The 23,627-nt window shown below is 72.0% G+C and carries 19 protein-coding genes; 9 read left to right on the top strand and 10 right to left on the bottom strand.

Annotated elements, in window-relative coordinates:
- Positions 1-8 precede the first annotated feature (8 nt).
- On the bottom strand, positions 9-839 hold the full coding sequence (locus tag BW982_RS15995) for an aldolase/citrate lyase family protein (RefSeq protein WP_083696760.1): 831 nt from the start codon (positions 837-839) through the stop codon (positions 9-11).
- Positions 836-2,263 (bottom strand): cation:dicarboxylate symporter family transporter, encoded by a 1,428-nt coding sequence (locus BW982_RS15990; protein WP_076495004.1) that lies wholly within the window; start codon positions 2,261-2,263, stop codon positions 836-838. Before BW982_RS15990 ends, BW982_RS15995 begins: the two co-directional genes overlap by 4 nt.
- 143 nt (positions 2,264-2,406) lie before the next feature.
- Between BW982_RS15990 and BW982_RS15985 the strand changes: the two genes are divergently transcribed.
- Together BW982_RS15985 and BW982_RS15980 are read left to right on the top strand one after the other, a co-directional pair.
- Positions 2,407-4,011, top strand: a complete 1,605-nt coding sequence (locus BW982_RS15985) for a sensor histidine kinase (protein ID WP_076495003.1) — start codon at positions 2,407-2,409, stop codon at positions 4,009-4,011.
- Positions 4,008-4,691 (top strand): response regulator, encoded by a 684-nt coding sequence (locus BW982_RS15980; RefSeq protein WP_076495001.1) that lies wholly within the window; start codon positions 4,008-4,010, stop codon positions 4,689-4,691. The genes BW982_RS15985 and BW982_RS15980 overlap by 4 nt, the downstream gene beginning before the upstream one ends.
- 160 nt (positions 4,692-4,851) lie before the next feature.
- On the opposite strand, the gene ald is transcribed toward BW982_RS15980, so the two are convergent.
- On the bottom strand, positions 4,852-5,937 hold the full coding sequence (gene ald / locus BW982_RS15975) for an alanine dehydrogenase (protein ID WP_076494999.1): 1,086 nt from the start codon (positions 5,935-5,937) through the stop codon (positions 4,852-4,854).
- Positions 5,938-6,089: 152 nt separating this feature from the next.
- Here ald and BW982_RS15970 point away from each other — a divergent pair, with 152 nt between their 5' ends.
- Positions 6,090-6,563 (top strand): Lrp/AsnC family transcriptional regulator, encoded by a 474-nt coding sequence (locus BW982_RS15970; protein WP_076494997.1) that lies wholly within the window; start codon positions 6,090-6,092, stop codon positions 6,561-6,563.
- A 65-nt stretch (positions 6,564-6,628) separates the two neighbouring features.
- Positions 6,629-7,552 carry a hypothetical protein gene (locus BW982_RS15965; RefSeq protein ID WP_076494995.1) on the top strand — a complete coding sequence of 308 codons (924 nt, stop codon included), beginning with the start codon at positions 6,629-6,631 and terminating at the stop codon, positions 7,550-7,552.
- Between the two features lie 20 nt (positions 7,553-7,572).
- Here BW982_RS15965 and mmuM read toward each other — a convergent pair whose 3' ends face one another.
- The 4 genes from mmuM to BW982_RS15945 all read right to left on the bottom strand — a co-directional run bounded on the left by mmuM (position 7,573) and on the right by BW982_RS15945 (position 11,582).
- Positions 7,573-8,415: a homocysteine S-methyltransferase gene (gene mmuM, locus BW982_RS15960; RefSeq protein ID WP_076494993.1), complete on the bottom strand. Its 843-nt coding sequence runs from the start codon at positions 8,413-8,415 to the stop codon at positions 7,573-7,575.
- Positions 8,412-8,921, bottom strand: a complete 510-nt coding sequence (locus BW982_RS15955) for a MarR family winged helix-turn-helix transcriptional regulator (RefSeq protein WP_076494991.1) — start codon at positions 8,919-8,921, stop codon at positions 8,412-8,414. Before BW982_RS15955 ends, mmuM begins: the two co-directional genes overlap by 4 nt.
- A 66-nt stretch (positions 8,922-8,987) precedes the next feature.
- A complete protein-coding gene (locus BW982_RS15950) occupies positions 8,988-10,100 on the bottom strand; it encodes a glycerate kinase (protein WP_076494989.1) in 1,113 nt (370 codons plus the stop codon).
- A gap of 480 nt (positions 10,101-10,580) precedes the next feature.
- Positions 10,581-11,582, bottom strand: coding sequence for a LacI family DNA-binding transcriptional regulator (locus tag BW982_RS15945; protein ID WP_076494987.1), 1,002 nt, complete (start codon positions 11,580-11,582; stop codon positions 10,581-10,583).
- A gap of 172 nt (positions 11,583-11,754) precedes the next feature.
- Between BW982_RS15945 and BW982_RS15940 the strand changes: the two genes are divergently transcribed.
- From BW982_RS15940 to BW982_RS15920, 5 genes are all read left to right on the top strand, one after another.
- Positions 11,755-13,041 (top strand): extracellular solute-binding protein, encoded by a 1,287-nt coding sequence (locus tag BW982_RS15940; protein WP_076494985.1) that lies wholly within the window; start codon positions 11,755-11,757, stop codon positions 13,039-13,041.
- Between the two features lie 11 nt (positions 13,042-13,052).
- Positions 13,053-14,075, top strand: a complete 1,023-nt coding sequence (locus tag BW982_RS15935) for a carbohydrate ABC transporter permease (RefSeq protein WP_076494983.1) — start codon at positions 13,053-13,055, stop codon at positions 14,073-14,075.
- A complete protein-coding gene (locus tag BW982_RS15930; protein WP_076494981.1) occupies positions 14,072-14,953 on the top strand; it encodes a carbohydrate ABC transporter permease in 882 nt (293 codons plus the stop codon). The genes BW982_RS15935 and BW982_RS15930 overlap by 4 nt, the downstream gene beginning before the upstream one ends.
- Positions 14,954-14,958: 5 nt before the next feature.
- Positions 14,959-17,259: a beta-xylosidase/alpha-l-arabinosidase gene (locus BW982_RS15925; RefSeq protein WP_076494979.1), complete on the top strand. Its 2,301-nt coding sequence runs from the start codon at positions 14,959-14,961 to the stop codon at positions 17,257-17,259.
- A 177-nt stretch (positions 17,260-17,436) separates the two neighbouring features.
- Positions 17,437-18,912, top strand: a complete 1,476-nt coding sequence (locus BW982_RS15920; protein ID WP_076494977.1) for a deoxyguanosinetriphosphate triphosphohydrolase family protein — start codon at positions 17,437-17,439, stop codon at positions 18,910-18,912.
- 892 nt (positions 18,913-19,804) lie between these two features.
- Here BW982_RS15920 and araA read toward each other — a convergent pair.
- Genes araA through BW982_RS15905 form a run of 3 tightly spaced genes read right to left on the bottom strand, consistent with a single transcriptional unit; the run spans position 19,805 to position 23,621 of the window.
- Positions 19,805-21,316: an L-arabinose isomerase gene (gene araA, locus BW982_RS15915; RefSeq protein WP_076494975.1), complete on the bottom strand. Its 1,512-nt coding sequence runs from the start codon at positions 21,314-21,316 to the stop codon at positions 19,805-19,807.
- Between the two features lie 20 nt (positions 21,317-21,336).
- The gene (locus BW982_RS15910) at positions 21,337-22,908 is read right to left on the bottom strand and encodes a xylulokinase (protein WP_076494973.1); all 1,572 of its coding nucleotides are present in this window, start codon (positions 22,906-22,908) and stop codon (positions 21,337-21,339) included.
- Entirely contained in the window at positions 22,905-23,621 is a 717-nt protein-coding gene (locus BW982_RS15905; protein WP_076494971.1) for an L-ribulose-5-phosphate 4-epimerase, read from the bottom strand. Before BW982_RS15905 ends, BW982_RS15910 begins: the two co-directional genes overlap by 4 nt.
- Between the last annotated feature and the right edge of the window lie 6 nt (positions 23,622-23,627).

Raw genomic sequence — 23,627 nt, 5'->3', positions numbered from 1 at the left:
GCCACGCGTCAGAGCCGCGACAGGGCCTCGGCGCGGGCCACCAGCGCGCGGGCGCGCGCCAGGGCGGGGGCGTACGAGCCGTCGACGGGACCGTCGGGAACCTCCGTGAGCACCGCCCGGGCGGCCTCGACCTCGGCGGTGCTCGGCGTGAAACCGGCGTGCGCACCGGGGACGGCGGCCTCCCTCAACACCAGGGTGCCGGTGAAGCCCACCGCGGCGGCGTGCTCGGCGGCATCCCGGGCCTGCTCGACCGGACCGCACGGACCGTCGATCGGCCCCGCGATCCGGGCGGCCGCCGACGCCACGGCCAATTGCGCCCGGGGCCACGACAGCGCGACGCGGTCGTCCGCCATGCCGGTGTCGCGGCGGAAGTCGCCGGTGCCGAAGGCCAGGCGCCGGGTCGCCGGGTGCGCCGCGATCGCCGGGGCCACGAGCAGCGCCGCAGCCGACTCGATCATCGCCACGATCGGCACGCCGACCCGACGGGATGCCGCGACGTGGGCGACATCGGCGGGTCCGGCGCACATCGCCAGCACGATCCCGGCCAGGCGGTCGTCGAGCTCACGGCACAGGGCCAGGTCGGCTTCGCCCTCCGGTGTGCCCGCGGCGCTGATCCGCAGCCACACCGGCGCGTTCTCGGCGGCGCGGCGGGCGCGCTCGCGACCCTCGGCCTTGCGCGCGGCGGGCAGCCCGTCCTCGAGGTCGAGCACGAGCACGTCGGCCGCGGTGTCGCCACCGGCCGCCAGCGGCGAGCGCAGCAGCCAGGTGCGGGCGAGGTCCACGCGCGCGGGGGCGGGGGCGGCCGAAGCCGCCCCCGCCGAGTGCTGCGTCAGGCTCACGAACGGCTCCGGGCCGCCGTCTCCGCCTCCGCCTGGGCGCGGAAGGCGTTGAGCGCCTGCGTGTCGACCGTCGCCGGGGCGGTGACCGGTGCGGCATCCGTCGGCGCCGCCGAGTGGTCGTGGCCGGTGAGGAGCGTCTCGTCGAAGGGGATGCGGCCCGCGAGGACCTCTCCGACGCGCTCGCGGTCGTACTGCTTCGTCCACGCTCCGATGAGCAGGGTCGCCACCGCGTTGCCGGTGAAGTTCGTGACCGCGCGGGCCTCGGACATGAACCGGTCGATGCCGACGATGACGCCCACGCCGTTGACGAGGTCGGGGCGGTAGGCGGACAGGCCGCCGGCGAGGGTCGCGAGGCCCGCACCGGTGACACCGGCCGCACCCTTGGACGCGATGATCATGAAGATCAGCAGGCCGATCTGCTCCGGGATCGACATGGGGGCGCCCATCGCGGTGGCGATGAACAGCGACGCCATCGTGAGGTAGATCGCCGTGCCGTCCAGGTTGAACGAGTACCCGGTCGGAACGGTGATGCCGACGACCGGCTTCGAGACGCCGAGGTGCTCCATCTTGGCGATGAGGCGGGGCAGCGCGGCCTCGGACGACGAGGTGCCGACGATGAGCAGGTACTCGCGGCCGAGGTACTTCATCAGCGAGAAGATGTTGACCCGCGTGACGGCGAACAGCAGCACGCCGAGGACGACCGCGATGAAGAGGAAGCAGGTCAGGTAGAACGAGCCCATGAGGATGCCGAGGCTGATCACGGCCCCGAATCCGGTCTTTCCGACGACTGCGGCGATGGCACCGAACGCACCGATGGGAGCGAGCCACAGGATCATGCCGAGGATGCGGAAGACCAGCACCTGGAAGTTGCGGATGCCATCGACCATGCGCGCCCCGCGCTCGCCCATGCCCTGGAGCGCGAAGCCGACCAGGAGGGCGATGAACAGCACCTGGAGGATGCTGCCGCCGGTGAACGCGGAGAAGAACGTCGTCGGAATGATGCCCAGGATGAAGTCCTGCGTGGTGGTCGCCTCGGGCACGGCGTCGTACTGTGCGCTGGCGATGTTCAGGCCCTCGCCGGGGTGGATGATGTTGCCCACCAGCAGACCGATGCCCAGCGCGAAGGTCGACATCACGAGGAAGTAGAGCAGCGCCAGGCCGCCGATCTTGCCGACCGTGGAGGCCTTGGCGATCGATCCGATGCCCACGACGATCGTGCAGAAGATGACCGGGGCGATCATCATCTTGATGAGGCTGACGAAGCCCTTGCCGACCGGCTCGAGGCCTGTGGCGAACTGCGGCGCGACGAGGCCGACGACGATGCCGGCGACGACGGCGACGATGACGGCGATGTAGAGCCAGTGGTTGCGGTCGATCTTCTTGCGCGGACGACCGTCGCGCGTGGTGCGGAGTGAGAGAGACATCTGCGACTTCCCCTGTTCCTAACGTCTTCGTTGAGTCCGGCGGGGCCGCCGGCGATGCCCCGACTTTGGTCGAGCGCGGCGCCCGGGGCGATTTGTGGTCGTATTGTTCACGGCAGACCGGAACGGACCGGAGAGGGCACGGCATGCGATTGAGCGTGGGCGGACGACTGGCGATGGTGTCGCTCGGCGTCGTCGTGCTGGTCGCGGGCGTGCTCGCGGCGCTCATGTCGGTGCAGTTGTCGGACTCGGGGCAGCGCCAGGCGGAGCAGGTCACCCGATCCGTGGCCGAGACGCTGGCGCACGAACCCGACGTCGCCGCGCTCGTCCGCGCCCAGGACTCCGACACGCTGCAGCCGATGGTCGAGGCGATCCTCTCCGACGCCGACCTGTCGTTCGTCACGATCATGACGCCCGACGGCATCCGGCTGACCCACCGCAATCGCTCGGAGATCGGGCAGCAGTACCTCGGCTCGCGCGAGGAGGCGCTGGCGGGACAGACGTACACCGAGGTGTACGACGGGACGCTCGGACCGTCCGTGCGCACGATCACGCCGATCCGCGACGCCGGCGCCGATGACGGCGAGATCGTGGGGCTCGTCTCGGTGGGCGTGACCCTCGGCGCCGTGCAGGCGGATCTCGCCGCGCGTGTCCCGCTGATCGTCGTCGCCGCGGCCGGCATCGTGGGCATCGGCATCCTGGGTGCCCTGTACGTCCGGCGCAGCGCCCGCCGGGTCACCGGTTCCTACACCCCGCGCGAACTGGCCCGGCTCGTCGAGAGCTACGAGACCGTGCTGCACTCGCTGCGCGAGGGCCTCGTCGTGACCGACGGCGACGGTCGGATCGTGCTCTACAACGACGAAGCCGCCGACCTCCTCGGGCTCCCGCCGGCGACCGAGGGACAGGTGAGCCTGGACCCGCGGGAGACGGACATGGATGCCGCGCTCGCCGACGCCATCGCCACGGGCCGCCGGATGGTGGAGGAGACCGTCGTCACCGGGGAGCGCGTCCTCCTGGTGAATCAGGAGGAGGCCCGCGACCTGAACGGGCGGCGGGCGCCGGAGCGGGGGCGGGTCATGACGCTCCGTGACCGGTCCGAGCTGCAGGCGCTGCTCGGCGAGCTCGAGGGCGTCCGGACCCTCAGCGACACCCTGCGCTCGCAGACGCACGAGCACGGCAACCGGCTGCACGCGCTGCTGGCGCTGCTCGAGCTCGGGCGCATCGACGACGCACGGCGGTTGATCGCGGCATCCACCGAGGGACGCCAGGATCTCGCCGACCGCATCGTCTCCGGCAACGACGGCGCGGTCGTGGTCGCGCTGCTGCTCGGCAAGCTCGACGAGGCCGCGGAGCACGGCGTGACCCTCGATCTCGACGTCGACGAACCCACGCCGGCGCTGCCGCTGGCCGCCGCCGAGGCGGTGACGGTGGTCGGCAACCTCGTGGACAATGCGATGGATGCCGCCACCGCCGGCCCCGATCCGCGCTGGGTGCGCGTGGCCCTCACGCGCCGGGGACCCGACGTCGCGATCGTGGTCAGCGACAGCGGGCCCGGGTTCGACCCGGCGCTCGCCGACCCGTTCGCGTTCGGCGCGTCGACCAAGCCCGCCGCGACTCCGGGCGGCCGCGGCGTGGGCCTCGCCCTCGTGCGCGACATCGTGTCGGCCCACGGCGGGACGCTGCACGTCTCCGACGCACCGACGACGGTGCGGGTCGTGCTGCCCGCTCCGGTCGAGGCGGTGACCGCGTGATCCGCGTGCTCGTGGTCGACGACGATGCCCTCGCCCTCGAGCTGCACGCCGCGTACGTCGGACGCGTCCCGGGTTTCGTGGTCGTCGGGCAGGCGGCGGGGGCGCGCGCGGCGCTCACCGCGATCGCGGATCCCGCCCGGCCGATCGACCTCGTGCTGCTGGACATGACCATGCCCGACGGCGGCGGCCTGGACGTGGCCCGACGCGTGCGCGCGATGGGAGCCGGCGTCGACATCATCGCCGTGACGGCGGTCCGGGATGCCGCGACGGTCCGCGCCGCCGTGTCGACCGGGGTCGTGCAGTACCTCATCAAGCCGTTCACGTTCGCGGCCTTCCGCGAACGCCTCGAGGCGTACCGCGCGTACGTCGAAGGGCTGGACCGCGCGGCCGGGGAGGCCACGCAGTCGGAGGTGGACGCGCTGCTCGGGTCGCTCCGGACCGTCGCGGCCCCGGCGCTGCCGAAGGGCCTGAGCGATGAGACGCTGCAGGCCGTCGCGGACCGGGTGCGCACGGCATCCACCCCCGTGTCGTCGACCGAGGTCGGCGAGCGCGAGGGCATGTCGCGGGTGACCGCCCGCCGATACCTGGAGCACCTCGCCGACGTCGGTCGCGTGCGCCGCGAGCCGCGCTACGGCGGCCCCGGCCGTCCCGAGATCACGTACGCCTGGGTGCGGGGCTGACGCGGACCCGCTTCGGCACGCCCGGGCCCCGCGGGCGCCACCAGTTCACGTGAAGTGGCCGAGCGTACGCGTCACAGCACGCCACGCCGTGTGATGTCGACCAGATCACGTGAACTGGCGGCCAGGACCCGGACCCCGGAACCCCGACCCGGACGCCGCGTCAGAGGTCGAAGGCCGCGCGCACGCCCTCGTTCACCACGACGCCCGCGCGCACGTTGAGGCCCTTCGCGAGGGCCGGATCAGCGGATGCCGCGGCCTCCCAGCCGGCGTCGGCGATGCGGGTGATGTACGGCAGCGTGGCGTTGGACAGCGCGCGCGTCGAGGTGTGCGGCACCGCGCCCGGCATGTTCGCGACGCAGTAGTACAGCGAGTCGTGGACGCGGAACGTCGGCGCGTCGTGGGTGGTCGGGCGCGACCCCTCGAAGCAGCCGCCCTGGTCGATGGCGATGTCGACGAGCACAGAGCCGGGCTTCATCGCGGCGACCATGTCGTCGGTGACGAGCTTGGGGGCGGCGGCTCCGGGGATCAGCACCGACCCGATGACGAGGTCGGCGTCCGCCAACTGCTCCGCGACCTCGAGCCGGGTCGACGCGCGCGTCTGGATCGCGCCGCCGAAGCGCTCCTCAAGCTGACGGAGTTTCGGCAGCGAGATGTCGATGACGGTGACGTTCGCGCCGAGGCCGAGCGCGTTCGCCGCGGCGTGTTCTCCGGCGACACCGCCGCCGATCACGACGACCTTGGCCTTCGGCGTGCCCGGCACGCCTCCGGGAAGCAGTCCGCGACCGCCCGACGCGCGCAGCAGGTGGTGCGCACCCTCGATGATCGAGAGGCGTCCGGCCACCTCGCTCATCGGCGCGAGGAGCGGCAGGGCGCGGTCCGCGGTCTGCACCGTCTCGTAGGCGACCGCCGTCGTGCCCGCCGCCATGAGGGCGTCGGTGAGGGGTCGGTCGGCCGCGAGATGCAGGTAGGTGAAGAGGGTGAGGTCGGCCCGCAGATGCCCGTACTCGGGGGCGATCGGCTCCTTCACCTTGACGAGGAGTTCCGCGCGCGCCCAGGTCTCGTCGGCGGTCGCGACGATCTCGGCTCCCGCCAGTCGGTACTGGTCGTCCGAGAATCCGCTGCCCTCACCGGCCCCGGCCTGGACCAGGACCTCATGGCCTCGGTGCACGAGAGCGTCGACGCCCGCCGGGGTCATGGCGACGCGGTTCTCGTTGTTCTTGATCTCGGTGGGCACGGCGACGCGCATCGGTCTCTCCTCTGAGTGGTCGTGGCAGGAAGGATCGCAGGAATTCGTGTTTCCGTGGCGTAAACCCGCATATTCTTCGGCTTGGATGCCACGTGCCCCGGTATCGTCGGAGAAGAGTCGGTGCAGCCGATCTCTGAACCGAAGGATCTCCGATGTCCGACGACGACCTCCACCCGCTCGACGCCCGCATCATCGAACTGCTCTCCGCCGACGCCCGGATGACGAACGCCGCCCTCGCCGATGCGCTCGGGGTCGCGGCATCCACCGCCCACACCCGGGTGCGCGGACTCGTCGACCGCGGACTCCTCACCGGCTTCCACGCCGCCGTCGATCAGAGCCGCCTCGGCCGCGGGCTGCAGGCGATCGTCGGCGTGACCCTGCGGCCCGGACAGCGGCAGGAGAGCATTCGCGCCTTCGCGCAGGAGGTCCGCCGGCATCCCGACGTCATCCAACTGTTCTTCCTCGGCGGGGCCGACGACTTCCTCGTCCACATCGCCGTCGCGGACTCGTCCGCGGTGCGGCGCTTCGTCGTCGATCAGCTCTCCGCGCGGCACAGTGTGGCATCCACGCGCACGAGCATCATCTTCGAATACCACCGGAACGCGTTGGCGGCTGACTTCGACTGAGCGGTCACGCCATCCGCCGATAGGGTGTGGGCAACCGCAGACCACCGCATCGGCGAGGGGGAGTCATGCTGCTGACGATCGGCCTCGCCGTGATGTGCGTCGGCGTCGCCTTCGGCGTGGTCGGCATCGCTCTGCCGCGGGCCTCCGCGCCGCTGCCGTTCACCACATTCGTGCAGTACGCCGTCATGGCCGGGATCTTCTCGATCGGATCGACGGTGATGTACGTGGTCCACCGGTACGACGGAGCGCGACTGGCCCTGGTCGTCGGGGACGCGACGATGGTGCTCGCCGCCGGCACGATGGCGGTCGCGCTCGCGGGACTGTCCACTCACCGTCGACGGGCGATCCTCGGACTCGTGGCCGCGATCGCGGTCGCGGTCGGCGCGGCCACGGCGTCGACCAGCGAGGACGTGTCGCTGGTGGTCAAGGCCGCCGTCCTGGCCGTGGTGTGCAGCGCGTGCGCCCTCGCCGCGGCCCGTTCCCCCGTCGCACCGAGGCGGCCCGCGCTGCTGATCGCCTCCGCGATGGGCCTTTACGCCGTGTATTCCGCCGCTCGTGCCCTCGTGGGTGCGACGACGGGATGGATGACACCGGTGGGAGCGGCGTTCCGTTCGCTGGACATCGGTTCCGCCGTCGCCATCGCCACCGTCCTGGTCTGCGGTCTCGGTATCGTCCTGGCCCTGCACTCATTCCGCCAGGTGTCCGACGACGGTCCCCGCGAGCACTCCGTCGTGGTGATCGGCGATGCCCCGCTCGCCGCCAGCGCCTTCGGCGCCGACCGTCTGCGCTCACTGGTGACCGAGTTGCGTACGGCCGCGCACGCGCTCGACGACCGTGCGGTCGATGTCCGCCACGGCGTGGCGACGGCGCTCCCCTCGGCGTTGTCGACGCTGGGCGCACAGATGCACGACGGCTTCGGATGGAGTCCCGAGGAGATCGCCCTCCTGATGGAAGGCGAGGGTCGGCGCGGGCGGACGAACAGCCGCTGACCCCGGAACGGCCGCGCGGTTCAGCGCACGGCGGCGGCGATCGCGGCGATGTCCGCCGGGGTCGAGCGGCAGCACCCGCCGACGAGGCGGGCGCCCGCGGCCACCCAACCCGGCGCGTCCACGGCGAGCGGGGCGGCTCCACCGTGCCAGGTGCGGGTCGTGGCATCCCACCGCTCCCCCGTGTTCGGGTAGGCGACGAGCGGGACGGCGGGCGCTTCGGCGAGCGCGGGCCCGACGCTGCCCGGAGCGCAGCAGTTCACCCCGACGGCGACGACCCCCGGCACGGATGCCACGGTCCGCAGCGCGGCGGCGAGCGCCCCCGGCGCGGCGAAGCCCGTGCTGTCCGCCGACAGACTCACGAACGCCGGGACGCCCAGGTCGGCGAGCTCGAGCGCGAGCGCCTCGACCTCGAGCGGCGACGGGACGGTCTCGACGGCGAGCAGATCGGCCCCTGCGTCGGCGAGGAGCGCGAGTCGTCGACGATGGAGCGCGCGCAGCTGCGCCACATCCAGGCCGTAGTCGCCGGTGTACTCGCTGCCGTCGGCGCGGAGCGCGCCCACGGGACCGATGGATGCCGCGACCAGGCCGTCGCCCGCGTCCCGCGCCAGGGCCACCGAACGGCGGAGGAGCCGCTCGACCTCGGCATCCGGGATCTCTCCTCCGAAACCGACCTGGTACGAGGCCGTGATCAGCACGTCCGCCCCGGCCGCGGTGAACTCCGCGTGAGCGGCACGCACCTCGTCGGGGTCGTCGCGCAACACGCGGGCCGACCACAACGGCGACGCCACGTCGTTGCCGCGGCTCTCCAGCAGCGTGCCGAGGCCGCCGTCCAAGACCAGCGGCCCGGTGGTGAGATCGATCACGCCTCGTGGGTCTCGCCGGCGGCGAGGACACGGAGCGCCCGGGCGAGGAGAGCCTGATCGGCGCGGCTCACGTCGCGGAGGGCCTCGGCCTCCAGGCGCACGAGTTCGGTCATCGCGGCATCCACGCGTTCGACGCCCTCGGGCGTGATGGCGACGAGGATCGCTCGACCGTCCGACGGGTTGGGGCGCCGGTTGACGAGCCCGCGGTCGGCGAGCTTGTCGAGGCGGTTGGTCATCGCCGCGCTGCCGATCATGGTGGCCGAGATCAGTCGCGTGGCGCTGAGCTCGGTGCCCGCACGCCGGAGGACGGCGAGGACGTCGAACTCCCACACCGCGATGTCGGCGCTGGCGAACGCCCGGGCGCGCAGCTTCGACAGGTGGAACGCCGCGCGGCGCAGCCGCGACATGACGTCGAGCGGGGTCAGATCGACCTCGGGGAGCAACTGCGACCAGGCATCGATGAGGAGATCGACCTCATCGTCCTTGTTGCTGGAGACAGTGGACACACCTCGACGGTACCGGAGCCGGGAGGGGATGCGGCGCGCACGGCGGCGGGTCGCACCCTCGCGCGTTCAGCCCAGGCGGCGGGCGAGCTCCTCGCCGGCGGCGGCGAGCCAGCGCGCAGGGTCGGCCAGCGCCGCCTCGGCGGAGCCGGCGAGCGCGACGAGCGCGACCGCCGCGCCGAACCCCGAGGTGTCGGCCTCCGGCGCGATCCGCCCCGCGACGAGACCCACGCACCGCCCTTCGACCTGCGCGAGCGCCGCCACCCGCGCCGGGGCCTTCCCCGCGCCGGAGGAGGCGTCGAACGATCCCTCACCCGTCACGACGACATCGGCGGCGGCCACGGCCGCGCCAAGGCCGACGAGGTCGGCGATGCGCTCGGCGCCGGGCACGAGTTCGGCGCCCCACGCCCGCAGCGCGGCGCCCGTGCCTCCGGCCGCTCCCGCGCCGGGATGGGCGGCGTCGGTGTCCAGCATGGCCGCGGCGCGCGCGAGGGCGGCATCCGCGTCGGCGACGTCGGCGGGGCCGAGGCCCTTCTGCGGACCGAAGACCGCGGCGGCACCGGTGGGACCGGTCAGCGGGCTCCGCACGTCCGTCAGCACGAGGGCACCGCCCGCGGGCAGCGAACGCACACCGCCGCGGTCGATCCGCGCGGCGGTGCGCACACCGCGCAACCCGGGCACGACGTCGAGATCGTCGGCATCCGTGATCCGCGCCCCGAGGGACGCGAGCATCCCGAACCCGGCGTCGGTCGACGCGCTCGACCCGATCGCGAGCACGAGGCGCGAGACGCCGTGGTCGAGCGCCGCGGCGATCGCCTGGCCGAACCCGCGCGTGTCGGCGTCGAGGGGGCGCAGCGCGCCGTCGAGCAGCTCGATGCCCGAGGTCGACGCGAGCTCGACCACACCGGTCCCCTGCGGCGCATCGTCGGTCGGCGGAAGAAGGACCCAGGATGCCGCGACCGCGCGGCCGTGCGGACCGGTGACGGTGACCGGCATCCGGCGCGCGCCCGGGACGGCGACGAGGAAGGCGTCCAGCGTGCCCTCGCCCCCGTCGGCCATCGGGAGCTCGACGATCGCGTCGCCGGGACGCGCCGCGCGCCACCCCGCGGCCAGCGCTTCCGCTGCTGCCACGGCCGAGATCGATCCCTTGAACCCGTCCGGGGCGAAGAGCACGCGCGTCACGCGCCGACCCTACCGCGGGGTGGCGCCTCGACCGCGAGACTGCATCCCCCCGACATCTCCACTGCACGCTGCAATGGGGATGTCAGGCCACTGCAGTCTCGAGGGAAGCTGCCGCGTCCGGGCACCCCACTCCGCGTTCGCCCCGACCTCCTGCCCCCGTGCGTCCGTCCCTGTACGTCCGTCCCTGTGCGTCCAGCCCCGCCGAGCGTCCAAGACACGCCGTATCCGCTGGGCGGCCAACGGCGTGTCTTCGACACTCACGGCTGACGGGAACGGGGCGGGGGCCTACCGCCAGTTCGCTGTCCAAGACACGCGGATGCGCGCGGAGACCATCCGCGTGTCTGGGACACTCAACGCGCACGCACCGGCACACGCCGCAGGACACACTCGCCGCGCTCAGCGCGCGCGCATGCACGGGCACACGCTGCACGACGCACGCGCCGCGCTCAGCACGCGCGCTGCACGGGCCGCTCGCGGCGCTCAGCGCGCGGGCGGCGGGGCCGTCGTGCCGCGGGCGACGAGGCGGGTCGCGAGCTGCAGGTGCGTCTCAGGCAGCTCCTCGCCGGCGAGGAGCGCGAGCACGATCCGCACGGCCTCCGCCCCGAGGAGCTTCATCGGCTGCCGCACGGTCGTCAGAGGCGGCTGCGCGCGCGCGGCTTCGGGCACGTCGTCGAACCCGACGACGGACAGGTCGTCGGGCACGCGCAGCCCGCGCTCCGTCGCGACCCGGACGATCGACAGCGCCGACAGGTCGTTCGCCGCGAACACCGCGGTCGGCGGATCGGGGAGCGCCAGCATCGCCTGCGCGGCCTCGCGCGCGACGTCCTGTTCGTAATGCCCCTGCCCAACGAGGGCCGGATCGAACGGGATGCCGGCGGCCGACAACGCCTCGCGGTACCCCGAGGCCCGGGCGACCGCCGACCGCAGATCGGGACGCCCCGCGATGAAGCCGATGCGACGGTGGCCGAGCTGCACGAGGTGGTGAACGGCCTGCTGCGCACCGGTGAAGCTGTCGGACTCGACCGTGGGGAGGTCGGCGCGGCCGGTGTGCGGGTCGATCGCGACGATCGGCACCTCGGCCGCGACGTTCACGATCGTCGGGGTGACGAGGATGGCTGCGTCGATGAGCGTGCCGCTGAGGCGACTGAGCGAGCGGCGCTCCCACCCCTCGCCGTCCCGCTTGGCGCCGGTGTACGCCAGCAGGTCGTACCCGGTGTCGGAGAGCGCTCCCCCGACACCCTTCAGGATCTCGGCCGAGAACGGTTCGATGTCGGCCACGAGTACGCCGATGACGCCCGTCCGGCGGGATCGCATGCTGCTGGCGACGAGGCTCGATTCGTATCCGAGCGCGCGCACCGCGTCCAGGACGCGCCCGACCGTCTCCGGCGAGACGCCGTAGCGACCGTTCACGGCCTTGGACACCGTGGCGACCGAGACACCGGCCGCCGCGGCGACGTCGTGGATGGTGACACGCCGGGTCATGGCATCCGACCCTAGCGTGGAAATCATTTTCGAAAACGTTTGACGACCCGGCGCGCGGAGGTGACACTGCTGCCACCCGGGCCGCACACCCGGACGTGGACGACCGGCACCGCTGCCGACAACCGGAGCATCCCGCACGGGACGCACCTCGATGAAGAGAAACGGGAATCACATGAAGACCAGGAAGCTGCTCGCCGCCTCGGCGATCGCTCTCGCCGGCACCCTCGCCCTCGGCGGCTGCGCCGCCGGCGGAGGCGGACAGAACGCCGACGGCAGCGTCACCCTCACCCTGTGGCACAACTCCACCACCGGAGACGGCAAGAAGTACTGGGAGGACACCGCCGCAGCCTTCGAGGCGGCCAACCCGGGCGTGACGATCGAGATCCAGGCCGTGCAGAACGAGGAGATGGACGGCAAGCTCCAGACGGCGCTGAACTCCGGCGACGCCCCCGACCTGTTCATGGCGCGCGGCGGCGGCAAGCTCGCCGACATCGTCAAGGCGGGTCAGGTCATGGACCTCACCGACAAGATCTCCCCGGATGCCCAGACCGCCCTCGGCTCGTCGCTGTCGGCGTTCGAGATCGACGGGAAGAACTACGGGATGCCGGTGGCCGTGCTGCCGTCGGGCATCTTCACGTCGCAGGACCTCCTCACCGCGGCCGGAGTGACATCGGCCCCGAAGACGATCGACGAGCTCGAGGCCGCCAACGCCAAGATCAAGGCCACGGGCGTCGCCCCGATCGCCGTCGGCGCGAAGGACGCCTGGCCGGCCGCGCACTGGTACTACAACTTCGCCCTCCGCGCCTGCTCCAAGGACGTCCTCGACTCCGCCGCCGCGAGCCGCAGCTTCGACGACCCGTGCTGGTTGAAGGCGGGCGAGGAGCTGGAGTCGTTCCTGAAGACGCAGCCCTTCAACGAGGGCTTCCTCACCACCGCCGCGCAGCAGGGCGCCGGGTCGTCGGCCGGGCTCCTGGCCAACCACCAGGCCGCGATGGAGCTCATGGGCGCCTGGGACCCGGGCGTGATCGCTTCGCTCACCCCCGACCAGCAGCCGCTCGCCGACCTCGGCTGGTTCCCCTTCCCCGAGGTCCCCGGCGGTGACGGCGAGCCCGGCGCCATGATGGGCGGCGTCGACGGGTACTCGTGCTGGGTCAACGCCCCCGCGCAGTGCACCGACTTCCTGAACTTCCTCGTCAACAAGGAGAACCAGGAGGCCTACGCCACGGCCTTCCAGACGCTCCCCGCCTCCTCCGAAGCGGTGGATGCCGTGACCACCCCCGCGCTGCAGTCGGTGCTCGAGGCCTACTCGAAGGCGCCGTACGTCTCGGTCTGGCTCGACACGCTCTACGGCCAGAACGTCGGTAACGCGCTCAACGTCGCCGTCGTCGACATGTTCGCCGGCAAGGGCACGCCGCAGGGCATCGTCGACGCCGTCAACGCCGCCGCCGCCCGCTCCTGAGGGAAACCGACATGACCACCGTGCGTCCCCCCGTCGCCCCCGCGTCGGCCGACGCCGCCGGTCGCCGCTCGGTCGAGGACGGAGCTCCCCGCTCCTCCTCGGCCGGGCGGTCGCCCGTGCGGCGACGCCGCGAGAACTGGAAGATCCGCGGCGAGCTCGCGATCCTGCTCGGCCCCGCGCTGGTGGTGTTCGTCTCGTTCGTCATCCTGCCGGTGGCTCTGGCCGCCTTCTACGGCTTCTACAGCTGGTCGGGCTTCGGAACGCCGACGGAGTTCGTCGGCATTCGCAACTACGTCACGATCCTCACCGACCCGGCCTTCCACGAGGCCCTCGGGCACAACGCCTTCATCGTCGTCGGCTCCCTCGTCCTGCAGGGCCCGCTGGCTCTGGGCCTCGCGCTGCTGCTGAACCGCAAGATGCGGTTCCAGTCGCTCATCCGCGTCCTGATCTTCGTGCCCTACGTCATCTCCGAGGTCGTGGTCGGCCTCGGCTGGGGGCTCATGCTGCAGTCCGGCGGCGCGCTCAACGGGGCGTTGGAGAAGCTCGGACTCGGTGCCCTTCGCGCCGACTGGATCTCCGACCCGGCGCTGGCGATCTGGACGCTGCTCATCATCATCACGTGGAAGTACATCGGTTTCGCCGTGATCCTCTTCCTCGCCGGGCTCCAAGGCATCCCGGAGGAGCTGTCCGAGGCGGCCGCCATCGACGGCGCGTCGTACTGGCAGATCCAGCGCCACATCGTGCTGCCGCTCATGGGGCCCACGATCCGCATCTGGGCGTTCCTGTCGATCATCGGATCGCTCCAGCTGTTCGACCTCGTGTGGATCATCTGGGGCCAGTACGTCGCCTCCACCGCCGGCACCTCGACGATGGCCACGTACATGGTCGCCAACGGCCGCAACGCCGGCAGCTTCGGCTACGGCAGTGCCGTGGCCGTGGTGATGTTCCTGATCTCGCTCGCCGTCGCGCTGATGTACCAGCGCTTCGTGCTCCGCCGCGACACCGCCGGCGCCCTCACGGGAGGCATCAAATGACCGCCACCGCCACCCTCGTCGCGCCGCGCGCGGCGAAGACTCCGCGCCGACCGGCCGGGAGCAGCCGCTTCTCGTCCGTCGTGGTCGGATTCATCGCCCTCGTGCTGATCGCGCTCATGCTCGGACCGGTGATCTACATCATCCTCGGCGGCTTCCGCTCGAACTCCGAGATCACCGTCGACCCGGCCGGCTTCCCCACGCGGTGGAACTGGGAGAACTACACGGAGGTGCTCGGGAGCGGAACCTTCTGGGGCCAGGTCGCCAACTCCACGATCGCGGCGATCGCGACCACCCTGTTCGTCGTGGCGCTCGGACTCATGGCCGCCTACGCGCTCTCGCGGTACAGCTTCCGCGGACGCGGCGCGGTCTACGCACTGTTCACCGCGGGCCTGATGTTCCCCATGACCGTCGCGATCACGCCGCTCTACATCCTCGTGCGCAACCTCGGGCTCATGAACTCCCTCGCGGGCGTCATCGTCCCCCAGATCGCGTTCGCGCTGCCGATCACGGTGATCATCCTGTCGCCGTTCCTCTCGGCGATCCCCCGCGAACTGCAGGAGGCCGCGTCGATCGACGGGCTGGGACGCCTCGGGTTCTTCTGGCGCATGGTGCTGCCGCTCGCCGTCCCCGCGGTCGTGACCGTCGGCATCCTGGCCTTCGTCAACAGCTGGAACTCGTACATGCTCCCGCTGTTCATCCTCAACAACGAAGCGACCTACACGCTGCCCCTCGGGACGCAGGCGTTCGCGTCGCAGTACTCCGTCGACACCGCGCGCGTGCTCGCGTTCACCTCGCTGTCGATGATCCCCGCTCTGGTGTTCTTCAGCCTGTTCGAGCGACGGATCGTCGGCGGCCTCACCGGCGCCGTGAAGGGCTGACCCGCATGACCATCCACAGAACCGACGTCGGCGCCGCCCTCGCTCCCGGCGTCTCGGCCCGCGTGCAGGCGCTCGTCGCCGACATGACCCTCGACGAGAAGCTCGCGCAGCTCGTCGGGTACTGGGTCGACCAGGGCGACGAGGTCGTCGCGCCCCGCTCCGGCGAGAAGGTCACCTCGACCGGATACGCGGATGCCACGGTCCACGGCCTCGGACACCTCACGCGCGTCTACGGCACCCGGCCGGTCGACCCTGTCGAGCGCGCCGCCTGGCTGTGGGGCGAGCAGCGGCGCCTGCAGACGGAGACGCGTCTGGGGATCCCGGCCCTCGTGCACGAGGAGTGCCTCACCGGCTTCGCGGCCTGGAAGGCGGCGACCTTCCCGACCCCGCTCGCGTGGGGCGCGTCGTTCGACCCGGAGACCGTCGAGCTCGTGGCATCCGCCATCGGACGCTCGATGCGCGAGGTCGGCGTGCACCAGGGCCTCGCCCCCGTGCTCGATGTCGTGCGCGACCCGCGGTGGGGGCGGGTCGACGAATGCATCGCCGAGGACCCGTACGTCGTGGGCACGATCGGCACCGCGTACGTCCGGGGCCTGCAGTCCGCCGGAGTCCACGCGACGCTCAAGCACTTCGTCGGGTACTCGGGTTCGCAGGCCGGGCGCAATCACGCCCCCGTCCACGCGGGACCGCGCGAGCTGCAGGACGTCTTCCTGCCCCCCTTCGAGATGGCCGTCCGCGATGGCGGGGTGCGCTCCGTCATGAACTCCTACACCGAGATCGACGGCGTGCCCGTGGCCGCCTCGGGCGAGCTGCTCACCGACCTGCTGCGGCGTCGCTGGGGTTTCGACGGCACGGTCGTGTCGGACTACTTCGCGGTGGACTTCCTCCGCTCGATGCACGGCATCGCGGGCTCGCCCGGCGAAGCCGCGCAGATCGCCCTCGAGGCCGGTATCGACGTGGAGCTCCCCGGCGCCGACGCCTTCCCGCACCTGGCCGCGCGGGTGGCATCCGGGGATCTCGCCGAGGGCCTCATCGACCGGGCGGTCGCCCGGGTGCTGGCCGAGAAGGAGGACCTGGGACTCCTGGATGCCGACTTCTCCGCGCCCCCGCGCGATGTCGACCTCGACGACGCCGAGCACCGCGCCCTGGCGTACCGGCTCGCGCTCGAGAGCGCCGTGCTGCTGCGCAACGACGGCGTGCTGCCACTGCCCGCGGCCCCCGGACGCATCGCGGTCATCGGGCCGAACGGCGACAGCGCCGAGGCACTCATGGGCTGCTACTCGTTCGCGAACCACGTGCTCGCGCACCACCCCGAGTTCACGATGGGCTTCGACATCCCGACGGTCCGCGCGTCGCTGGCGGCACGGTTCGGCGATGTCGTGCACGCCGACGGCGTGACGGTCGAGGGCACGGATGCCACCGGCATCCCCGCCGCGGTCGACCTCGCGCGGTCCGCGGACGTGGCCGTCGTGGTCGTCGGCGACCGCGCGGGGCTGTTCGGCCGCGGCACCGTCGGCGAAGGCAACGACGCGGACTCCCTCGAACTGCCGGGGCTTCAGCGCCGGCTCGTGGAGGAGGTCGTCGCGACGGGAACGCCGGTCGTGATGGTACTGCTCACCGGACGCCCCTACGCGATCGGCTGGGCGTTGGACGAGGCCTCCGGCCCGGCGGCCGTCGTGCAGGCGTTCTTCCCGGGCGAAGAGGGCGGGCCCGCGCTCGCCGCGCTCCTGGCCGGGGATGCCACGCCCTCCGGGCGGCTGCCCGTCTCGCTCCCCCGGTCCGCCGGGGCGCAGCCGTACTCGCACCTGCACCCGATCCTCGGCGGCGCCACCGACATCACCAGCGCCGACCCGACGCCCGTCCGCCCGTTCGGCTTCGGCCTGTCGTACACGACGTTCCGGCGGGAGGGGCTGACGGTGGATGCCGAGGTGCGGGCCGGGGACGCGTTCGCGGCCTCGGTGCGCGTGACGAACACGGGGCCCGTCCGCGGAGCCGACGTCGTGCAGCTCTATGCCCACCGCGCGGTCGCGAGCGTGACGCGCCCCGTCGCGCAGCTCGTGGCCTATGCCCGCGTGGAGCTGGAGCCCGGCGAGACCGCCGAGGTGCGGTTCCAGGTCCCGGCATCCCGTCTGGCCTACAGCGACCGGACGCTCCGTCGCGTCGTCGAGCCCGGCGAGGTGGAGCTGCGCGTCGGCCCGACGTGCGCCGAGGTCGACGAGGCCGGGACGCTGCGGCTGACGGGACCGACGTACGAGCTGCGTCCGGACGACGCGCGGGTGGTCGCCGTGGAGCTGCGCCGGGGCTGACGCCCGGGCGGGGTGTCCGGCCGCCTGCCACCGCCGGCCCGCCCGCGTCGAGACTGCATCCGCCCGACATCTCCACTGCACGCTGCAGTGGGTTTGTCGGGCGGATGCAGTCTCGCGGTCCGGAACGTGCAACGGCGGCCGCCACCGACGCCGGTCCGCGCCGGATACCGTGGACGGATGACGCTCCCCACGGCCTCCTCGCGCGTGTACCCGGATCGCGACGACACCGGCGGCGACCCGTGGTCGATCGACCTGGAGCGGATCCAGTTCTCGCCGTACTTCTCGCGCCTGTCGGCCGTGACGCAGGTCGTGTCGCCCTCGATCTCGGGCGCGCCCGTGCACAACCGGCTCACGCATTCGCTCAAGGTCAGCGCGATCGCGCGCGTCGTCGCGCTGCAGCTGAACACCCGCGCCGGCACCGCCGTGTGCAACCCCACGGTCGTCGAGGCCGCGGCGTACGCCCACGACCTGGGCCACCCGCCGTTCGGGCACCTGGGTGAGACGACGCTGGACCGCCTCGCCCGCACCGAGCTGGGTCTCCCCGACGGCTTCGAGGGCAACGCCCAGACGTACCGCATCCTCACCGCCCTCGACGTCGTCGAGAACGCGCCCCGTGGGCTCAACCTCACCGCCGCGGTGCGTGCCGCATCGGCGAAGTATCCGTGGTCGCCGTCGGTCTCCGCGGCCGAGATCGAGCGGATCGGCCCGCCCCGTGGCATCCGTCGCGCCCCCGACGGCGCGTACCGCGTACACAAGTACTCGGTGTACGACATCGACGCCGACGACCTCGACCACGCGCGGCGGGGAATGGATGCCGAGCCCCTCCGGCAGACGATCGAGGGCGCCGTCATGGACCTCGCCGACGACATCGCCTATTCGGTACACGACGTCGACGACTTCTACCGCGCCGGGATCCTCGACCACGCCCCGATCGCGGCGGAGTTCCGCGGGTGGCTCGACGACGTGATCGAGTGGCGTTCGCGCGACGACGCGGAGGTGCGCGCCGAGCTCGTGCCCGGGGCCGCGCTGGAACGCCTGCGCCGCAAGATGCGTCGCGACGACCCGTGGGTCGCCGACGACGAGGCGTTCCTCGCCGCGGTGAGCGACGTGGATGCCGAGCTGGTCACCGAGCTGCTCGCCCGCCCGTTCGACGGGTCGCTGACGGCCGAGCGACGCCTGGCGTCCTTCACCGACCGGTGGATCCGCCGGTTCCAGGAGTCCGCGCGGCTGCGTCCGCTAGACACCCCCCGGTCGGGGCCGGTCGCGCTGTCGCCCGAGGCCTGGCATCACGTCGAGGTACTGAAGTTCGTGCACAAGCGCTTCGTCCTGAGCCGCCCCGACCTCGCGATCCAGCAGCGCGGGATGAGCCGCATCCTCGCGCGGTCGGTGCGCGCCCTCGGCGAGTGGCTGGACGACGACCGGGACCGCGCACGCACCCCGCGAAGGCTCCGCGAACTCATCGCCCTCGCCCGCGAGCAGTACGCCGCCCTCCCCGCCGAACGTCGACCGACGGATGCCGAGGCCGAGACGCTCGCGCGCTCCCGGGGAATCGTGGACTACGTGGCCTCCCTCACCGACGCCCAGGCGTTCACGCTGTCGGAGGCGATCTCCGGCCGCGCCGACCGCCTGTGGTCGCTCGGGCAGCGGCTCTAGCGCCTCGCCCGCGTCCTTGCAGGGTTTGGGGCGCGTCCTTGCGGAGTTGGGGCGCGTCCGTGCCGAGTTGGGGCGCATCGTTGCGGAGTTGGGGCGCGTCCGTGCCGAGTTTGGGGCGCATCCTTTCGTTCGGGGCACAGAATTCACGCCCCACACCAAGAATCGCACCCCAAACCAAATGCCAGAGGCGCCGGCCGGCCGATGCCACGGCATCCATGTCCCACTTATTGCTGTCTGCGGCAGCCTCAGGCCGCACATTTCGGGACGCGCACCTACTACAAGTGGGACGAGGCCGCGGATGCCACGGAGACGCTGATGCCGCCGAGCTTCCGGATGCCGCGGAGCCCCGATGCCACGGCATCCATGTCCCACTTATTGCTGTCTGCTGCAGCCTCAGGCCGCACATCTCGGGACGCGCACCTACTACAAGTGGGACGAGGCCGCGGATGCCACGGCGACGCTGATGCCGCCGAGCTTCCGGATGCCGCGGAGCCCCGATGCCACGGCATCCATGTCCCACCTATTGCTGTCTGCGGCAGCCTCAGGCCGCACATTTCGGGACATGCCCCACCAGAAGCGGGACGAGGCCCCAGGGCCACCGGGCCCACGGCATCCATGTCCCACTTCTTGCTGCCCGCAGGGCGCGAAGGCCGCACATTTCGGGACACACACCGCCAAAAGTGGGACACGCCCCGCGAGAAGCGGGACACCCCCCCCCGGGACGCACGAATGCCCCGGATCCGCGGGCGTCCCACCACCGACGCGGATCCGGGGCACGGTTCGTGCAGTGGGGCGCACGATATCCGCCCCGGTGCACGGGACGCGCCCCGAACGGGACGCGTACGTGCCGCACCGCCCCGGGGCCGCGAGGGGCGCCCGGGGCAGCGGGGTCTTACAGGCCCTGGGCCAGGCGGTAGTACGCCTGGTTCCAGCGCAGCTCGCTCTGGAAACCGCGGACCGTGGTGTCCTCGTCGATGACGACGAGCTCGGTCTTGGCGATCTCGGCGAAGTCGCGGAACACCTCGATGCCCACGGCCGTCGTCATGACGGTGTGGTGCGCGGCGCCGGCGGCGAGCCAGCATCCGGCCGAGGTCGCGAAGTCGGGGGCCGGCTTCCACACGGCGCGGCCGACGGGGAGCTTCGGCAGGTCCGGCGCGTCGACGTTCTCGACGACGTTGGCGACGAGGCGGAAGCGGTCGCGCATGTCGCTCATCGCGACGACGAGCGCGGGGCCCGGGTCGGCGGTGAAGACCAGGCGCACCGGGTCCTCCTTGCCGCCGATGCCCAGCTCGTGGATCTCCAGGCGCGGCTTCTTGGTCGTGAGCGACGGCGAGACCTCGAGCATGTGCGCCCCGAGGATGCGCTCGTTGCCGGGGACGAGGTCGTACGTGTAGTCCTCCATGAGCGACGCGCCGCCCGGGAGGCCCGCGCCCATGACGTTCGCGACGCGCACGAGGATCGCGGTCTTCCAGTCGCCCTCGGCGCCGAAGCCGTAGCCCTCGGCCATGAGGCGCTGGACCGCGAGACCCGGCAGCTGCTTCAGCGCGCCCAGGTCTTCGAACGACGTGGTGAAGGCGCCGAAGCCGCCCTCCTCCAGGAAGGAGCGCAGACCCAGCTCGATCGCGGCGCCGTCGCGCAGCGACTGGTGGCGCGCGCCGCCGGGGAGCAGCTCCTCCACGACGTCGTAGCTGTCGACGTACTCCTGCACGAGCGCGTCGATGTCGGCATCCGTGGCCTTCTCGACGGCCTCGACGAGCTCGTTGACGCCCCACGTGTTGACCTGCACGCCGAAGCGCAGCTCGGCCTCGGTCTTGTCGCCCTCGGTGACGGCGACGAAACGCATGTTGTCGCCGAAGCGCGCGAGCTTGAGCGTGCGGGCGGCGGTCCAGCCGGCGGCGGCGCGCTCCCAGTCCTCGATCTGCTGACGCACGGCCGGGTTCGACACGTGGCCGACGACCGTCTTGCGCGCGACGCCCAGACGCGTCTGGATGTACCCGAACTCGCGGTCGCCGTGGGCGGCCTGGTTGAGGTTCATGAAGTCGAAGTCGATGTCGTTCCACGGCAGCTCGACGTTCGCCTGCGTGTGCAGGTGCAGCAGGGGCTTCTGCAGCGCGTCGAGACCCGAGATCCACATCTTCGCGGGGCTGAAGGTGTGCATCCACGCGATGACGCCGATGACGTCGTCGCGACCGTTGACCTCGAGGGCCATGCGGCGGATGCTGTCGGAGTCCTTCAGCACGGGCTTCCAGACGACCTTCACCGGGAGGCCGGCCAGGCCCTCGACGACGGCCTGCGACTGCTCGGCGACCTGCTTCAGGGTCTCCTCGCCGTAGAGGTTCTGGCTGCCGGTGACGAACCAGACCTCGTAGCCGTCGAGGTCGTTCTTGAGCTTCGTGCGGGTCATGACTGTTCCTTTTCGAGTGATCAGAGGGATGCCACGGCAGCGGCCTCGACGGCGAGGCCTGCGCGGTAACGGTCGAGATAGGCCGAGAATCCGACGACGTCCGCGTGGACGGGGTCGGCGGTGACGAGCGCCGCGTCGGCGAACACGACCTCACCGAGGTAGGTGTCGAGGTCGCGACCGGCACCGTCGGCGACGTACGCCGCGAGCACCGCCATGCCCCACGCGCCGCCCTCGGACGCCGTCGCGGCAACGGCAACGGGCGCGTCGAGCGCCGCCGCGAGGAAGCGCTGCGCGACGCCCGCGGTGCGGAACATGCCGCCGTGGGCGTACATCTTGTCGAGGCCGACGCCCTCACGGTGGAGGACGTCCATGCCGAGCGCGAGCGTTCCGAAGACGCCGTACAGCTGCGCGCGCATGAAGTTCGGCAGCGTCAGGCGGCTGTCGGGCGTGCGGACGACGAGCGGGCGGCCCTCGTCGAGTCCCGCGATCGGCTCCCCGGCGAGGTGGTTGTAGGCGAGCAGTCCGCCGGCGTCGGCCTCTCCTTCCAGCGCCGCGGCGAAGAGCGCCGCGTAGGTGGCATCCGGAGTCTGCGTCACGCCGGCCGCGGCGGAGAACGCGGTGAACATGTTCGCCCACGCCGCCAGCTCGCTCGCGCCGTTGTTGCAGTGGACCATCGCCACGGCGTCGCCCGAGGGCGTCGTCACGAGGTCGATCTCGTGGTGCACCTCGCCGAGGGGGCGCTCGAGCACGACCATCGCGAAGATGCTCGTGCCGGCGCTGACATTGCCCGTGCGGGGCGCGACCGCACCCGTGGCGACCATGCCGGTTCCGGCGTCGCCCTCGGGCGGGGCGAAGGGGATGCCGGGTTGCAGCGTGCCACTCGGGTCGAGCAGCGCCGCGCCCGCGGGGGTGAGGCTCCCCGCGTCGTCCCCGGCGACGAGGACGCGCGGCAGCAGGTCGGCGAGCGGGGGAACGCGCCCGGCGGCGAGGCTGTCGTAGAGGTCGACCAACGCGGCGTCGTAGTCGCGCGTCGCCGAATCGATGGGGAACACGCCCGACGCGTCGCCGACGCCGAGCACCTTCTCACCGGTCAGCTGACGGTGGACGTACCCCGCGAGGGTCGTCAGGAAGCGGATCTCGGGCACGTGGGGCTCGGCATCCACCACCGCCTGGTGCAGGTGCGCGATCGACCAGCGCAGCGGAATGTTCACGCCGAACAGCTCGGTCAGCTCCGCGGCGGCGACACCCGTGTTCGTGTTGCGCCACGTGCGGAAGGGGGTGAGCAGTTCGCCGTCCGCGTCGAACGCGAGATAGCCGTGCATCATCGCGGACACGCCGATCGCGGCGTACCGCGCGGGCGTGACGCCGTGCTTCTGCTGCACGTCGGCGACCAGGTCGGCGTACGCGGCGCGCAGGCCCGACCACACGGCATCCAGGGAGTAGGTCCAGAGCTTGTCGGCGTAGACGTTCTCCCACTCGTGGGAGCCGGTCGCCAGAACCTCGGCGTCGGGGCCGATGAGGCACGCCTTGATGCGGGTGGAGCCGAGTTCGATGCCGAGGCTGGCCCGGCCTTCGGTGATGTGGGCGTTCATCGGCGGTCGTCCGTGCTCTGTCCGTAGACGTTCTGGTAGCGGTTGTAGAGGGCGTCGATCTTGTCCTGCGGGATCGGGATGAGGGGGCCGGCCTCACGGGCGATGTGCACGGTGCGGGCGACGTCCTCGAGCATGACGGCGGCCTTGACGGCATCCTTCGCGTTCGTGCCGATCGTGAACGGCCCGTGGTTCTGCATGATGACGCCGCGCGAGCGGTGTCCGCGCAGGGTCTCGACGATGCCGCGGCCGATCGAGTCGTCGCCGATGATCGCGAACGGACCGACCGGGATGGGGCCGCCGAACTCGTCGGCCATGGCCGTGATGACGCAGGGGATCTCCTCGCCGCGGGCCGCCCACGCGACGCCGTAGGTGGAGTGCGTGTGCACGACACCGCCGACCTCGGGCATGTTGCGGTACACGTACGCGTGCGCGGCGGTGTCGCTCGACGGGCTGCGCTCGGAGCCGGGGGTGCCCGGGATCGCGTTGCCGTCGAGGTCGCAGAGGATCATGTTCGCAGGCGTCAGGTCGTCGTACGAGACGCCCGAGGGCTTGATCACGAACAGGTCGGCCCCGGGCACGCGACCGGAGACGTTGCCGCCGGTCCAGACGATGAGGTTGTAGCGCACGAGCTCGGCGTGCAGCTTCGCGACGTCGGCGCGGACGGCATCGATCGCCTCCTGCACCTCGGGCGCGAACGTGGCGGCATCGGTCACGCGGGG

The organism is Microbacterium sp. RURRCA19A, from assembly GCF_900156455.1.
In the GTDB taxonomy this organism is placed as follows: Bacteria; Actinomycetota; Actinomycetes; order Actinomycetales; family Microbacteriaceae; genus Microbacterium.
The sequence above is the reverse complement of the archived record's forward strand: the minus strand, read 5'-3'. Positions and strand labels throughout refer to the sequence as shown.